The 14,809-nt window shown below is 68.4% G+C and carries 14 protein-coding genes and 1 pseudogene; 6 read left to right on the forward strand and 9 right to left on the reverse strand.

What is annotated here, in order from left to right; genetic code table 11:
* Positions 1–11: 11 nt before the first annotated feature.
* The 3 genes and pseudogenes from ACFOYU_RS02695 (at position 12) to ltnD (ending at position 2,807) form a co-directional block, all read left to right on the forward strand.
* On the forward strand, positions 12–590 hold the full coding sequence (locus ACFOYU_RS02695; RefSeq protein ID WP_226737497.1) for an NADPH-dependent FMN reductase: 579 nt from the start codon (positions 12–14) through the stop codon (positions 588–590).
* 130 nt (positions 591–720) lie between these two features.
* Positions 721–1,753 (forward strand): annotated as a pseudogene (locus ACFOYU_RS02700) (LLM class flavin-dependent oxidoreductase).
* Positions 1,754–1,874: 121 nt separating this feature from the next.
* Positions 1,875–2,807, forward strand: a complete 933-nt coding sequence (ltnD, locus tag ACFOYU_RS02705; RefSeq protein ID WP_377032304.1) for an L-threonate dehydrogenase — start codon at positions 1,875–1,877, stop codon at positions 2,805–2,807.
* A gap of 78 nt (positions 2,808–2,885) precedes the next feature.
* On the opposite strand, the gene ACFOYU_RS02710 is transcribed toward ltnD, so the two are convergent.
* The 4 genes from ACFOYU_RS02710 to ACFOYU_RS02725 form a co-directional block, all read right to left on the reverse strand.
* Positions 2,886–4,145, reverse strand: a complete 1,260-nt coding sequence (locus ACFOYU_RS02710; protein ID WP_377032305.1) for a L,D-transpeptidase family protein — start codon at positions 4,143–4,145, stop codon at positions 2,886–2,888.
* 141 nt (positions 4,146–4,286) lie between these two features.
* A complete protein-coding gene (locus tag ACFOYU_RS02715; RefSeq protein ID WP_377032306.1) occupies positions 4,287–5,240 on the reverse strand; it encodes an acetyl-CoA carboxylase carboxyltransferase subunit alpha in 954 nt (317 codons plus the stop codon).
* 141 nt (positions 5,241–5,381) lie between these two features.
* On the reverse strand, positions 5,382–6,374 hold the full coding sequence (locus tag ACFOYU_RS02720) for an alpha/beta fold hydrolase (protein ID WP_377032307.1): 993 nt from the start codon (positions 6,372–6,374) through the stop codon (positions 5,382–5,384).
* Between the two features lie 91 nt (positions 6,375–6,465).
* The gene (locus ACFOYU_RS02725) at positions 6,466–7,218 is read right to left on the reverse strand and encodes a class I SAM-dependent methyltransferase (protein ID WP_377032308.1); all 753 of its coding nucleotides are present in this window, start codon (positions 7,216–7,218) and stop codon (positions 6,466–6,468) included.
* Positions 7,219–7,324: 106 nt separating this feature from the next.
* Here ACFOYU_RS02725 and gloB point away from each other — a divergent pair, with 106 nt between their 5' ends.
* Together gloB and ACFOYU_RS02735 are read left to right on the forward strand one after the other, a co-directional pair.
* The gene (gene gloB, locus ACFOYU_RS02730) at positions 7,325–8,092 is read left to right on the forward strand and encodes a hydroxyacylglutathione hydrolase (RefSeq protein WP_226737481.1); all 768 of its coding nucleotides are present in this window, start codon (positions 7,325–7,327) and stop codon (positions 8,090–8,092) included.
* Between the two features lie 37 nt (positions 8,093–8,129).
* Entirely contained in the window at positions 8,130–8,888 is a 759-nt protein-coding gene (locus tag ACFOYU_RS02735; protein ID WP_377032309.1) for a GNAT family N-acetyltransferase, read from the forward strand.
* Here the strand turns inward: ACFOYU_RS02735 and ACFOYU_RS02740 are convergent.
* From ACFOYU_RS02740 to ACFOYU_RS02750, 3 genes are all read right to left on the reverse strand, one after another.
* Entirely contained in the window at positions 8,863–9,735 is an 873-nt protein-coding gene (locus ACFOYU_RS02740; RefSeq protein WP_226737477.1) for a DMT family transporter, read from the reverse strand. The two genes, ACFOYU_RS02735 and ACFOYU_RS02740, sit on opposite strands and share 26 nt — an antisense overlap.
* A 66-nt stretch (positions 9,736–9,801) precedes the next feature.
* Positions 9,802–10,527, reverse strand: coding sequence for an acetoacetyl-CoA reductase (gene phbB, locus ACFOYU_RS02745; RefSeq protein WP_226737475.1), 726 nt, complete (start codon positions 10,525–10,527; stop codon positions 9,802–9,804).
* 143 nt (positions 10,528–10,670) lie between these two features.
* Positions 10,671–11,849 carry an acetyl-CoA C-acetyltransferase gene (locus tag ACFOYU_RS02750; protein ID WP_226737473.1) on the reverse strand — a complete coding sequence of 393 codons (1,179 nt, stop codon included), beginning with the start codon at positions 11,847–11,849 and terminating at the stop codon, positions 10,671–10,673.
* A gap of 247 nt (positions 11,850–12,096) precedes the next feature.
* Here ACFOYU_RS02750 and phaR point away from each other — a divergent pair, with 247 nt between their 5' ends.
* Complete coding sequence (phaR, locus tag ACFOYU_RS02755; RefSeq protein WP_226737471.1) at positions 12,097–12,672, forward strand: polyhydroxyalkanoate synthesis repressor PhaR; 576 nt, start codon at positions 12,097–12,099, stop codon at positions 12,670–12,672.
* Between the two features lie 10 nt (positions 12,673–12,682).
* Here the strand turns inward: phaR and ACFOYU_RS02760 are convergent, their stop codons facing one another.
* Together ACFOYU_RS02760 and rpmF are read right to left on the reverse strand one after the other, a co-directional pair.
* On the reverse strand, positions 12,683–14,320 hold the full coding sequence (locus ACFOYU_RS02760) for an EAL domain-containing protein (protein WP_377032310.1): 1,638 nt from the start codon (positions 14,318–14,320) through the stop codon (positions 12,683–12,685).
* A gap of 213 nt (positions 14,321–14,533) precedes the next feature.
* Positions 14,534–14,719 carry a 50S ribosomal protein L32 gene (gene rpmF / locus ACFOYU_RS02765; protein WP_226737467.1) on the reverse strand — a complete coding sequence of 62 codons (186 nt, stop codon included), beginning with the start codon at positions 14,717–14,719 and terminating at the stop codon, positions 14,534–14,536.
* Positions 14,720–14,809: the final 90 nt, after the last annotated feature.

The raw sequence follows: 14,809 nt of genomic DNA on the forward strand, positions 1-14,809 counted from the left end.
CGAGGTCACTTATGAAAACCGTAGCCGTTCTGGTCGGCTCCCTGCGCCGTGAATCCATCAACCGCAAATTCGCCGAGAGCGTCGCGAAGCTTGCGGCGGGACGGCTGGATTTCCGTTTCGTCGAGATCGGGGACCTGCCGCTCTACAACGACGATCTGTGGCAGAACCCGCCCGAATCGGTGCTGCGCATGAAGCGCGAGATCGAGGCGGCGGACGCGGTCCTCTTCGTCACCCCCGAGTACAACCGCTCCTTCTCGCCCGCAATCAAGAACGCCATCGACTGGGGCACCCGGCCCTGGGGCAAGAATTCCTGGGAGGCCAAGCCCGCCGCCCTCATCGGCGCGACGCCCGGCGCGACCGGCGCCGCCGCGGGACAGAACGCCCTGAAGGGCCTCCTGAACGTGGTCGACACGGTGCTCATGGGCCAGCCCGAGGTCTATTTCACCTACAAGCCGGAGCTTTTCGACGAGAACAACAACATCGTCGAGCCCTCGACCAAGGCCTTCCTCAACGGCTGGGTGGACCGCTTCGCTGCCTGGATCGCCCGCACGGCGCAGCCGCGCACCACGGCGCAGGCCGACGCCGCCTGAGGCTGCTCTGCGCGACAGCGGGAGGGACCGGCATCCGGTCCCTCCCGGTCGATGGACGATCCGCGGATCGCCCCCTTCCGTTACGGCTGCTATAGCCGGGATGGATTTCCCCATCGCGAGGCGGCTGCCCATGGAACTCGGCGTCTACACCTTCGGCGAACTGCACCCGACCCCGCAACGGGGCGTCTCATGTCCCCGGCGCAGCGCCTGCGCGACCTCGTGGAGGAGATCGAGCTCGCCGATCAGGTGGGGCTCGACGTGTTCGGCCTCGGGGAGCATCACCGGGCCGATTACGTGGTCTCCGCTCCGGCGGTGGTGCTCGCGGCGGCGGCGGAGCGCACCCGCACCATCCGCCTCACCAGCGCCGTCACGGTGCTGAGCTCGGACGATCCCGTGCGCGTCTTCCAGAGCTTCGCGACCCTCGACCTCCTCTCCGGCGGACGCGCGGAGATCATGGCCGGGCGTGGTTCCTTCATCGAATCCTTCCCGCTCTTCGGCTACGATCTCGACGATTACGACACCCTGTTCGCGGAAAAGCTCGACCTGCTCCTGAAGCTGCGGGAGAGCGCGTGACCTGGGCGGGCCGGCACCGGGCCGCGCTGTCGGACCAGCCGGTCTATCCCCGCCCGGTTCAGCAGCCGATCCCGGTCTGGATCGCCGTCGGCGGCACGCCGCAATCGGTGGTGCGCGCAGGGGTGCTGGGGCTCCCTCTCGCGCTCGGGATCATCGGCGGCCAGCCGGAGCGCTTCGCGCCCCTGGCCTCGCTCTATCGCGAGGCGGCCGCCCGGGCCGGGCACGATCCGGCCGCCCTGAAGATCGGCATCAACACCCATGGCTACATCGCCGACACTTCGCAGCAGGCGGCGGACGAGTTCTTTCCCGCCTATGCCCAGGTGATGTCGCAGCTCGGCCGGGAGCGCGGATGGCCGCCGACGACGCGGCCGCAATTCGAGGCCCTGCGCTCCCCGCGCGGGGCGCTGGCCGTAGGTAGCCCGCAGGAGGCGATCGACAAGATCCTCTTCCAGCACGAGTTGTTCGGCCACCACCGCTACCTGGCCCAGTTCAGCGTCGGCACCATGCCGCACGCGCAGATCATGCGGTCCATCGAGCTCATGGGCACCAGGGTCGCCCCCGCGGTCCGGGCCGCGCTCGGCACGCGCTGAGCGCGCTGCAATCCCTTGACTCGGCAGCCGTGCCGCCAAGCTCTATCATCCTGACGGAACAGCCGCCGGACCCGCCCGCAGTGGGCGCGGTGAGCCGGCCATGCAGGGTGGGAGACGTGACATGAGCGTGCAACAGGATCAGCCGTCTTCCGCGAAGGCGCAGGTGGCCGTGATCGGCCTCGGCTCCATGGGCTTCGGCATGGCTTCGTCCCTCAGGCGCGCAGGGTTCGACGTCGCCGGCTGCGACGTCGACCGGTCGGCCGTCGAGCGCTTCGCCACAGAGGGCGGTCGCGGCGCGGAGTCTCCGGCGCAGGCGGCCGAGGGGGCGGATATCGTCGTTTCCGTCGTGGTGAACGCGGCGCAGACGGAAGCCGTCCTGTTCGGGCCCGGCGGGGTCGCGCAGGCGATGCCGGAGGGCGCGGTCTTCGTCTCGTCGGCCACCATGGATCCGGAGGCCGCGCGCCGCCTCGCCGCCCGGCTCGAAGAGAGCGGCCGCCACTACCTCGATGCCCCCATCAGCGGCGGCGCCCGGCGCGCGGCGGAAGGAGCGCTGACGATCCTCGCCTCGGGCAGCCCTGCCGCCTTCGCCAAGGCCCGCCCCGCCCTCGACGCCATGGCGTCGACCCTCTACGAGCTCGGCGATGCGCCGGGGCAGGGGGCGGCGTTCAAGATGATCAACCAGCTCCTGGCGGGCGTCCACATCGCGGCGGCCTGCGAGGCCATCGCTTTCGCGGCCCGGCAGGGGCTCGACATCGCCAAGGTCTACGAGGTGATCACGGCCTCTGCCGGCAATTCCTGGATGTTCGAGAACCGCGTTCCGCACGTGCTCGACGGCGATTACACCCCGCACAGTGCGGTCGACATCTTCGTCAAGGATCTCGGCATCATCCAGGACATGGCGAGAGCCGCCAAGTTCCCCGTGCCGGTCTCGGCGGCGGCGCTCCAGATGTTCCTCATGACCTCCGCCGCCGGAATGGGCCGCGACGACGACGCCTCGGTCGCCCGCCTCTACGCCCAGGTGACGGGAACGAAGCTGCCGGGCGGGGAGGGGTGAGCAGGACATTCTCCAAAGCAGCAAAAAGCCCGCCGGTGAGGGCGGGCTTTTCCGAGTTCCTGGAGCGGTCCTGCAGGATCACTGCACCGCTGCGACGTTCACCTTGGACGGAGCCTGGACCCGCTTCTGCGGCACGGCCTGCGGCTGTGCCGCCGGGGCCGCGACGGGAGCCGCCGCGACGGGCTGGGCCGGACCGGAGGTGGTGAACAGGTCGCCGATGCCGTTGAACATCTTCTTGTAGAACGGCGTCTGCTGCGGGCCGGCGTCGGCCTGATCGGCTGCCGGAGCCGCGGCCTGGGCGGCCGGCTCGGCCGGGGGAAGCGAGGCGAAGGCCAGGGCGGCGGACGGCGCTTCCGGCCTCGTCCGGCCGCTGTCGTCGAGAGCGATCTCGCGCGGGCCCGTCAGGCTCTCGGGGCGGCTCACGTCGCCGAACTTGTCGCGCATGCGGGCATCGACCACGAGCGACCCGTCAGCGCCCATGGCGCTGGCGAGCGCCGTGCGGAAGGATTCGTGCGAGTCGCCGTCGTGATAGGCGAGCTTGATCGGCTTCTCGCCCTTGGCCACGAGTTCGGCCACCTGCTGCTCGTCCTGCGCCTGCTTCTGGCGCACGGCGGCCACGACGGTCTCGTCGGAGACGTTGAACTGGTAGCGGCCGCCGGCGACCGCGATCCGCGGCTCGTCCTTCGTGACCTCGAAATAATCGGAGCCTTCCTTCAGGTTCTTCCAGAAGCCGATATTCGGGTCGAGGCGGTGCTGGGCCAGGTTCTTCGGCGTCATCCGGAACGGATAGGACTGGAACTGGAAGGCGCGCTGGCCGCTGGCGAAGGCCTCGCGGGCGATGGCGTAGATCTCGGCCACGTTCTGGTCGGTCATGGCGAAGCAGCCGCGCGACGTGCACGAGCCGTGAACCATGATGTCGCCGCCCGTCCGGCCGAACTGGCGGTCATAGGCGTTCGGGTAGCCGGTGTCGAAGGAGAGGTAATAGGCGGAGTTGGGGTTCATCTGCGACGGCGAGACCGTATAGAAGCCCTCGGGCACCTGGCGGTCGCCCTCCTTGGTCTTCGGTCCGAGCTGGCCCGACCAGCGGCAGATGGGATAGGTCTTGAGAAGGGCATAGCGGCCGTCGGAGCCGCGCTTCCACACCTCCATCTCCGATTCCTTCTTGTAGGCTCGGATGAGGATGGGATCGCTCTTCGACATCCCCTTGCTCGCCATGAGTGCCATGGCGGCCGGCGGAATCGGCTGCAGATGTCGCGTCGAGCTTCGCGAAAAACCGTCGTCCTGACAGGCGGCGAGCGCGAGCGTCAGGCTCGCGGCCAATGCGATGCGCTTCATCATGGGGGTCCCCGCATTCTGATCTGCCCGAACATTGGTGCCGGACAGTTCCCCAATTTCTCTAAATCGTTAGCCTTAACTCCGCCTTACCGCAAGCGGGGCTGTTATGGAGTTATGCTGAATAGGGGGTAAAAATCCTACTTTTTAGAGCTTGCGGCCGATGTTGAGGAACTTCTCGGCCCGGTGGTCGCGCAGCTCCGCCGGTCCCATGTTGCCGAGGTCGTGCAGGGCCTCTTCGATCGCGTTGCCCGTGGCCTCGATGGTGGCCTGCGGGTCCCGGTGGGCGCCGCCCATGGGCTCGGTGACGATGCCGTCGATGATGCCCAGGCGCAGGAGGTCCTGGGCGGTGATCTTCATGTTGGTGGCGGCATCCTGCGCCCGGGCGGAGTCGCGCCACAGGATCGAGGCCGCGCCCTCGGGCGAGATCACGCTGTAGATGGCGTGCTCCAGCATCAGCACCTTGTTGGCGGTGGCGATTGCGATGGCGCCGCCCGAGCCGCCCTCGCCGATGACGACGGAGACGTTGGGGACGCCGAGGGAGAGCTGCATCTCCGTGGAGCGGGCGATGGCCTCGGCCTGTCCGCGCTCCTCCGCCTCGATGCCCGGATAGGCGCCCGCCGTATCCACGAAGGAGATCACCGGCAGACCGAAGCGGTCGGCCAGCTCCATCAGGCGCACGGCCTTGCGGTAGCCCTCGGGCCGGGCCATGCCGAAATTGTGCCGGATGCGGGTTTCGGTGTTGTGGCCCTTCTCCTGGCCCATGACGCAGACCGGCTGGCCGCGGAAGCGGCCGAAACCGCCGACGATGGCCTCGTCCTCGGCGAACTTGCGGTCGCCGGCGAGCGGGGTGAACTCGGTGATGAGCCCGGCGCAGTAATCCACGAAATGCGGCCGCTGCGGATGGCGGGCCACCAGGGTCTTCTGCCACGGGGTCAGCTTGGCGTAGAGCTCCTTGAGGGCCTCCGACGCCTTGGCCTCGAGCCGGGTGATGTCGTCGGTGATCGAGACGGCGTCCCGGTTCTCGCCGAGCGCCCGAAGTTCTTCGACCTTGGCTTCCAGTTCGGCAACGGGTTTTTCGAAATCGAGATAGCTGCGCATCAGACTCTGTGGAAATGAAAAACCGGCGCTTCAGGCCAAGGCCCCGCCGGACCGGCGCGGACACTGGCGATTTGGCGGCCTCAAGTCAAGTTGAGGCCGGATTTACCCCCCGAAGACCGCCTGACGCAAGGGGACAGGGCCTCACCCGCGCTCCCAAGTCTCCTGCGCCCGTCGGGCCTGAGCGACCGTTCGCCGGACGGCGTCGGCGATGTCCTGGGGATGGTCCTCGATGGTGAAGTGATATGCGCCCGGGACGACCTGCAACTCCGCGTCGAGCCGCCGGGCAAGCTCCCTGGCCGATTCCAGGCCGAGCGGATCCCTTTCGCCCCATACCACCGTCGTAGGGCAGCCCAGCGGACGCAGCCGCCGGCCGATCCGGATCGTGTCGGCGGTGTGGAAATGCCTGAGCTGATGGGCCAGCGCCGCGGGACCATCCTCGCCCGAGTAGGGATGCCAGAACAGCTCTTCCGACTCTGCCGCGACCGTGCGGTTCGTATGGCCCAGATTGGCGAGAGCCGCCCTGAAGATCTGCCTCGCCAGGGCGGGCGGCAGGCGTTCGATCGCGGAAGCGGCGGCCTTGGCGGTCCGCACGGCGGCAACCGGCCAGTTGTCGAAGGCGACGCTGTCCGTGAGGACGAGACCGAGGAACAGGTCCGGGGAGGTCGTCGCGAGATGCTGGACGACCCCGCCGCCATAGTCGTGCGCGACGAAAACCGCGCGTTCGATTCCCTGGTGACGAAGCCACGCCCGCAGATAGAAGGCCTGAGCCGGGATCGAGAGGTCCCGTCCCAGGCCCTCCCGCAGCGAGCCGCCGAAGCCGACCTGCTCCCAGGCGAGGCAGCACACGCCGTCATCCGCCACGAGGGGAATGACGTAGCGCCAGGCGCGGGGATTCGTCGGGAGGCCGTGGACGAAGACGACGGGAAGGCCGGTCGCCGGGTCGCCCCCGTGCTGTTCCCACCGCATGCGGATGCCGTCGACGATGCCGGTCCGCACCCGCTCGCGGGCCGCCCGGCCCGGCCGCGGGGGCGGAAGGGCGCTCCGGGTTCGGGAGATCGCCGCCACGGCGCCCGTCAGAGCCACTCCGCCAAGGAGGAGGAGCCACGTCCGGGACATGCGAGGGGGCGGTCGCATCGGCATCACTCCTCGTCGGGGATGGGTAAGACCGACCAACCATGGCGTCACCGATTGGTTCCTCGCGGCTCCGGATCGCGCCCGAGCCGGCTCAGGCCTCGGGCGCGACGCTCACCCGCGAGGCCCGGGCCGGGACGAGGACCGGGACGCGGCGGCGGCCCGCGTGCCGGACCGCGCGCACGGCGCCGGGACGGTAGAGCTGCTTCGTGGCCTCCACGATGTGCAGGCCCGCGCCCGGCAGCGAGAAGGTCAGGCCCATTTGCTCCCAGGCCTGGGCGGTGCGCAGGAGGAAGCGGCTGCGCAAGGGGGGCATGTAGAGCGTCTCGGCCCAGGCCTCGGGCGAGAACCAGGTCTGGCGCATGAGGCTCTTGAGCTGCGAACGGCTGTAGGGCTGGCCGTAGCCGAAGGGGGTCGTGTCCATGCGCGCCCACAGGCCGCGGCGGTTGGGGGCGACCAGGATGATCCGCCCGCCGGGGGTCAGGATGCGCCAGATCTCGTGCAGGAGCTCGCTCGGGCTCTCCACCGTCTCCAGCGCATGGACCACGAGCACCCGGTCGATGGAGGAATCGGGCAGGGGCATCATGAGCGGGTCGACCAGGGCCGACGCCGAGGCGCCGGTGCTCGGCCAGTTCACCACGCCCTGGCTCGCCGGCATGAAGGCCATCGCCCGCTCGCATTCGGACCGGACGGCGCCCAGATAGGGCGGCGCATAGCCGAGCCCGAGCACGCGCAGCCCCGTCAGCGGCCCCCAGAAGCGGCCGATGGCCCTTCCGACGAAGCGGCGCGTGACGCCGCCCAAGGGGCTGGCATAGAAGCTGCGCAGGTCGGTAATATCGATACTCATCACACCATCTGCCGGCCTGTGGAACGACAAGGACAAAGGCCAAGGTCTGGTTTCGCGGCCGAACTGTCCCATGATAACTCGTGACGCATCAAGCCACGGTCCTTCCATGCCCGCTCAAATCCACGTCTTTCGTTGCCTCAGCGACAATATCGGGGCTCTCGTCCACGATCCCGATACGGGCGCCTGCGCGGCCATCGACGCGCCGGAGGAGGGGCCGATCCTGGAGGCGCTGGCTCGGACGGGCTGGCGGCTTTCGGACATTCTCGTCACCCACAAGCACTGGGACCACGTGCAGGGCATCGAGCCCCTGAAGCGCCGCACCGGCTGCCGGGTCGTCGCGCCGGCCAAGGCGCGGGAGCAGGTGCCGCTCGCCGATGTCCTGGTGGGCGAGGGCGACACGGTTCAGGTCGGAACTCTCCGGGCCCAGGTCTGGGAGACGCCGGGGCACTGCGCCGACCACGTCTCGTACTGGTTCGAGCAGGACGGCGATCTCTTCGCGGGCGACACCCTCTTCACCCTCGGCTGCGGGCGGGTGCTGGAGGGGAGCCACACGGATCTGTGGAACTCCCTGCAGCGCCTTGCGACGCTCCCGGACGGGACGCGGGTCTATTGCGGACACGACTATACCCTCTCGAACGCCCGCTTCGCCCTGGCGGCGGACCCGGACAACGAGGCCCTGAAGGCGCGGGCGGCGGAGGCTGAAGCCGCCAAGGCGGAAGGCCGCTTCCTGGTGCCCACCACCATCGGGCAGGAGAAGGCGACGAACCCCTTCCTGCGGGCCGGCGAGCCCGCTCTCGCCAAGGCCGTCCACAAGGAAGGGGCCGCGCCGGAGGACGTTTTCGGCGCCCTGCGCGAATGGAAGAACAATTTTTGACGCCTGATCACGGATCCGGGAAGCCAGAGAGACGCTCATGAGCGACCACAGCCTCATTCTCGGACTCGAGAGCCGCCTTCTGAATGCATGGCCGTCCTTCGACTACCAGGCCTATGACGGCTGGATCCTGCGGCTCGCGGCCGGCTACACCAAGCGGGCCAATTCCGCGACGCCGTTGCTGCCCGGCGCAAGCCTCGACGAGCCGCTGCTGGACTACATGGTCGAGCGCTTCATTGCGGCCAATGTGCGCCCGACCTTCCGGCTCAACGGGCTCGAAGGTGCAGGCGTCGATGCGCTGCTCGCCGCGCGCGGGTTCCGGGAAATCGAGCCGACCTGCGTTCTCTCGGCACCCGTCGACGGGGATTGCGAGGTCGATTCCGAGGTCGCCATCGAAGCGAAGGTGTCGAAGCAATGGGTGCGCGAGGCGTCGGAATCCTACGGCGGCGAGAAGGACGACGAGGCCGCCCTCCTGGGCATCGTCTCGCGCATTCGCCAGAAGGCGGCCTTCGCGACCCTGCGTCTCGACGAAAGGCCCGTCGCCTGGGGCCTCGGCGTGGTCGAGCGGGGTTATGTGGGCCTCTACGACATCGTAGTCGCGCCGGACCTGCGCGGCATCGGCCTCGGCCGCCGGGTGGTGCTGAGCCTCATGGCCTGGGGCTGCACGCACGACGCCCACACGGCCTATCTTCAGGTGCGCGAGGAGAACGAGATCGCCCGCTCGCTCTACGGCGCGCTCGGGTTCCGGCTCGCCTACCGCTACACGCACCGGGTCATGCCGGCGCCCGCTTCCCCGTGAGGGTGGCCACCAGCGCCCCGAGGACGATGAGGCCGCAGGAGGCTGCGAGGGTGAGGGTCGGCTCCGCATAGCCGGCGACGACGAGGAGCAGGGTCGACATCACCGGGGCCGCATAGGAGGCCACGCCGAGCAGGCGGATGTCGCCCCGCTTCATTCCGATGTCCCAGACGTAGAAGGACCCGCCGACGGGGCCGAGGCCCAGCGCCACGAGCGCTAGCCATTGCGTGGTCGTCTCGGGCCAGACGGTCGTCTCGAAGAGCAGATGGCAGATGAGGCTGAGCAGCGCCGCCATCAGGCAGAAGCCCGCCACCGCGTCGGTGGGGACCTGGCCGAAGCGGCGGGACAGGACCGAGTACCCTCCCCAGAAGAAGGCGGCGACAATGGCGCAGATGTAGCCGGGAACGTCCTCGGCCCGCACCTCCAGGGAGCCGCGTCCGGCGAAGAGCACGACGACGCCCGCGAATCCGAGCAGCGCTCCGGCGATATGGGCCGGCCGGAGCCGCTCTCCCGGCAGGAGCGCGGAGAACAGGACGATCAGCAGCGGCCAGAGATAGTTGAGCAGGCCCGCCTCCGCGGGCGGCGCCCAGCGCAGGGCGGCGAAATACAGGGCGTGATAGCCGAACAGGCCGCTCAGGCCCAGGGCCCAGACGACCGGCTTCTGCCGCAGGGCCTTGATGCCCTGGGGGCGCACGATCCAGCTCGCCATTCCGACGAGCCCGCCGATCAGGAAGGTCACCGCCACGAGCTGGAACGGAGGGATCCGCCCCGTCGCCACTGTCAGCAGGGCCAGGAGGGACCAGAGAAGGATGGCCGTGAAGCCGATCAGGGTGGCGGTGCGCGTCGTCATGATGCGCCGCCAATAAACGAAAGCTCTCCGTCTGGGGAGAGCTTTCGATGACGATCCGGCGATTCGTCAGGCCATGTACTGGCCGCCGTTCATGCTCAGCGTCGAGCCGGTGATGAAACCGGCCTCGTCGCCGGCCAGGAACACCACGCCGCGGGCGATCTCCTCGGCCTCGCCGAGGCGTCCGACGGGAATCAGCGGCAGGATCTTCGCCTTCAGGACTTCCTCCGGCACCGCGCGCACCATCTCGGTGGCGATGTAGCCGGGCGCGATCACGTTTACGGTGACGCCCTTGTTGGCGTTCTCCAGGGCCAGCGCCTTGGCGAAGCCGATCACGCCCGCCTTGGCGGCGGAATAGTTGGCCTGCCCCATCTGGCCTTTCTGGCCGTTGATGGAGGAGATGATGATGATCCGGCCGAAATTGCGCTCGCGCATGCCCTCGATCAGGGGGCGCGTGCAGGTGAACATCGAATCGAGGTTCGTGCGGATGACCGCAGACCATTGATCGAAGCTCATCTTGTGGAACATGCCGTCGCGGGTGATGCCGGCGTTGTTCACCAGGATGTCGATGGGGCCGAGATCCTGCTCGATGGACCGGATGCCCGCCTCGCAGGCGGCCGCGTCCGACACGTCGAACTTGTAGACGGGGATTCCGGTGTCGCTCTTGAACTGGTTGGCGGCCTGGTCGTTGCCGCCGTAATTCGCGGCGACCGTGTAGCCTGCGTTCTTGAGGGCTGTCGAAATCGCGGCTCCGATGCCGCGAGTGCCGCCGGTAACCAATGCGACGCGCGCCATATCTGTGTCTCCTTCCCAGGCCGTTGCAATCGAGTCTCTTGTGGACCCGTCAAATGGCAAAGGCGGTCCGGAAACCGGGCCGCCTTGAATCATAGCCTAGGATTCGTTGCTGCGCCTAGACCGGGGCGCGTCGATCGAACGGATTAGCGCTCGAGGCACATGGCGATGCCCATGCCGCCGCCGATGCAGAGGGTCGCGAGGCCCTTGCGGGCGTTGCGGCGGCCCATTTCGTGCAGCAGGGTCACGAGGACGCGGCCGCCCGAGGCGCCGATGGGGTGGCCGATGGCGATGGCGCCGCCGTTGACGTTCACGATGGACGGATCCCAGCCCATGTCCTTGTTGACCGCGAGCGCCTGCGCCGCGAAGGCTTCGTTGGCCTCGACGAGGTCGAGGTCCTGGACCTTCCAGCCGGCCTTCTCCAGCGCCTTGCGCGAGGCCGGGATCGGGCCGGTGCCCATGATGGCGGGATCGACGCCGGCGGTCGCCCAGGAGGCGATGCGGGCGAGCGGAGTCAGGCCACGGCGCTCGGCCTCGGCTTCCGTCATCAGCACGATGGCGGCGGCGCCGTCGTTGATGCCGGAGGCGTTGCCGGCCGTGACCGTTCCGTCCTTCGAGAAGGCGGGGCGCAGCTTGGCGACCGCGTCGATGGTGGTGCCGGCGCGGATGTATTCGTCCTGGTCCACCACGATGTCGCCCTTGCGGGACGAGATCGTCACCGGGGCGATCTCGTCCTTGAAGCGGCCCTCCTTCTGGGCGGCCTCGGCCTTGTTCTGGGAGGCGACCGCGAACTGGTCCTGCTCCTCGCGGGTGAGCTGCCAGCGCTGGGCCACGTTCTCGGCGGTGTTGCCCATGTGGTAGCCGTGGAAGGCGTCCATGAGGCCGTCCTTCAGCATGGTGTCCACGAGCTTGAAGTCGCCCATCTTGGTGCCGGAGCGCATATAGGCGGCGTGGGGCGCCTGGGACATGGATTCCTGCCCGCCCGCCACGATGATGCTGGCGTCGCCGTTGGCGATCTGCTGCATTCCGATGGCGACGGTGCGAAGGCCCGAGCCGCAGAGCTGGTTGAGGCCCCACGCGGTCTTCTCGTGCGGGATGCCGGCGGCCATGGCGGCCTGACGGGCCGGGTTCTGGCCCTGCGCGGCGGTCAGGATCTGCCCGAGGATCACCTCGTCCACCTCGGCCCCGTCCACCTTGGCGCGCGAGAGCGCTTCCTTGATCGCGACGGCTCCCAGGTCGTGGGCGGGCGTGTTGGCGAAGGCGCCGTTGAACGAGCCGACGGGGGTGCGCGCCGCTCCGACGATGACGATGCTGTCTTGGGCCATTCCTGTCTCCTGTGCTGGCGCGCCTGACATTGCGGCCGCCTGTTGATGGTTCGATCAAAGCCCCAGAAAAAGGGAAGTCAAGCGCCCTCTGGTGGGGCATAGTCGAATGGTTGAGGGGGGTTGCGGGTTTGCGCGGGCAGCCATGCAACTAGTATCTAGGCAAAACCGCTGAAGTCCTAGACAATTAGGACAGGGCGGCGCGGGCCGTGCAGGTTTTTCGAGTTCAAAGAGGACCGCATTGGGACACATGGCGACGGAAAAAGAACCGACTGTCATCAAGAAATACGCCAACCGCCGCCTCTACCACACCGGCACATCGACCTATGTCACGCTGGAGGACCTCGCCGGCATGGTGCGCCAGGGCGAGGATTTCGTCGTCTACGACGCGAAGTCGGGCGACGACATCACGCGTTCGGTCCTGACCCAGATCATCTTCGAGCAGGAGAACAAGGAGGGGCAGAACCTCCTTCCGGTCACCGTCCTGCGCCAGCTCATCCGCTTCTACGGCGACAGCCTGCAGTCGCTGGTGCCGAGCTACCTGGAATTCTCCATGAACAACCTGTCCCAGGAGCAGCAGAAGCTCCGGGAGCAGATGACCCAGGCCTTCGGCCCCGGAGCCTTCCAGGCCATGGAGGAGCAGGTGCGCAAGAACATGACCTTCTTCTCGGAGGCCATGCGCATGTTCTCGCCCTTCGCCCAGCGCCAGGCGGGAGAGGCCGGTTCCAAGACCGAGCCGAAGGGCGAGCCCGCGGGCGAACTCGAAGCCCTGAAGCAGCAGATGGCCGACATGCAGGCCAAGCTCGACAAGCTGGCAGGCAAGTAGATCCCGCCGCTCAGGCCCTCTTGAGGCGCTTGAGGGCCGAATCGGGGAGTGCCGCCGCCTCGGCGGCGCCGAACAGGTCGCCCTGCATGTAATCCACGCCCCAGGCCGCGAGCAGGCGCGCGGACGCCTCGTCGTCCACCCATTCGGCCGCGACCGCGATGCCGAGGTGATGGGCCATGTCGATCAGGGTCCGCACGAACAGCCGGTCGTCCGTGGAGCGCTTGAGCGTCTGGACGAAGACGCCGTCGACCGTCGCGAGGTCGATGGGCAGCGCCCGAAGGGAGGCGAGCGAGGCGTAACCGGTGCCGAAGCCGCTCAGGCCGATGCCGAGGCCGAGCGCCTTCATGGCGTTGAGCGGCCCGACGACCTCGCCGGCATCCGCCAGGATCGTCTCCGGCAGGGCGACGATGAGGCGGGAGGCGGTGCCCGGCCGCGCGCCCAGATGGGCCGCCAGCATCGGCAGCCATTCCCGATCCTGCAGGGTCTCGTGGGCAACGGGCAGCACGAGGCGGGCCTCCGGATGACGGGCCAGGTGGTCCGCCGCCAGTTCCAGCATCCGCCCGTCGATCAGCAGGGCCGGATTGACCGTCTCCGCGGCCGGAATTGGGCCGAGGGCCGAGATTCCACCGTTCTCGCCCCGCATCGCGGCGCGGGCCTGCACCAGGGCCGGCTGGCGCGAGGGCGCCTCCACCACCGGCTGGAGGGCGAGGACGAGGCGACGCTCGTTCAGGGCCGCGAGGAGGTCGCAGACGGATTGGTCGGAGGCTTTGGACTTCGTCGCATGCCGGGTCTTGTGCAGCACGGCCGGCTCCGACCGGCTCAGGGCCGCTTCCAGCGCCATCTCCGCGAAGCGCAGCAGCTTCACCGCTTCGTAGGTGTGATCCGGCGAGCAGGCGGCGCCGAGATGCAGAATTGCGTAGGGCAGGGCGGCCTGGACGAGAGCCGAGGCGCGCCGCATGGCGCTCATGGCCTCCGTCGCCGGACAGCAGGTGAGGGTGATGGCGAAGCGCGTGGGAGAGAGGATGTCCACATGATCGCCCCGGCGCAGCAGCGGCCGGAGGGAGCGCGCGACCTGTTCCATGGCGACGGACTCGTCGTCGTCGCAGGCGCCGACCATGAGGGTGCAGGTATGGGAGAGTTGCGCCGCCTCGTCGATGTTGTCCTGGATGTGGCGCAGGAGGAGCGACCGGGCCTTGATGGAGGCCGGCAGAAGGTCCTGGGCGCTGGCCGCCGGATCAATCCGCAGCATTCCCCGCAGGACGCAGGGGCGGCCATCGGCGTCGAGCTGCCAGCGGCCTGCATCCTGCACCATCAGCACCCGGTTGGGCGCGAAGCGCAGGGCATAGCGGCTGTCGAAGGACGGCTCGGAGCCGTCCTGCGCGGCGAGGTCGCGGTGGTCGGGGCCGCTTCCGGGCTCCACCAGCTTGGAAAAGGCGTATCCGGTCCGGGGGAGGGCGCCGGGGGGCAGGCCCAGCACCTCCGGCGCATTCGGGCCCCAGGTTATGGCGTCCGAGGCCACGTCCCAGGAATAGACGACCCCTTTCAGGGCCGCCAGCGCGGCCTGCGGCCCGGTGGGCGCCGGGCGCCTGCGCGAGGTGCGGGATGCGCCGTTGAAGAGTCCCGCCCGGCCCTGCCGTTTCGTCGCCATGAACGCATACCCTCGACAATGACATGCTGCGGGGCTGAGGCGGCGGCGGGTGCGCGGCCCGGATCGTGCCCCGGAAAATCCAAGGGAGCAGGATCGGACCTCAGGCTTAAGGGACGGTAAAAAACCGCTCGAAAGACAAGCTTGGCCGGTGGATTTCGGGCACAAAAAAACCGGCGCCGAAGCACCGGTTCTTATTGTCGCATGTCGCGCTGCTTACGCTTCGGTCTTCACCTTCAGCACCTGACGGCCGCGATAAACGCCGGACTTCAGGTCGATATGGTGAGGACGGCGCAGCTCGCCGGAATCCTTGTCCTCGATGTAGGTCGGGGCCTTCAAGGCATCGGCGGAGCGACGCATGCCGCGCCGCGAAGGCGACGTTTTTCTCTTTGGAACGGCCATTTCTCGTCTCCGGGTCAAAAGCGGAGCGCCCGCTCGAGCCGGGGAACGCTCACATCTCAATCTGATGAGGTTGCGCCTCATACAAGGTCT

It is taken from the genome of Microvirga sp. GCM10011540 (assembly GCF_042650665.1).
In the GTDB taxonomy this organism is placed as follows: Bacteria; Pseudomonadota; Alphaproteobacteria; order Rhizobiales; family Beijerinckiaceae; genus Microvirga; species Microvirga lenta.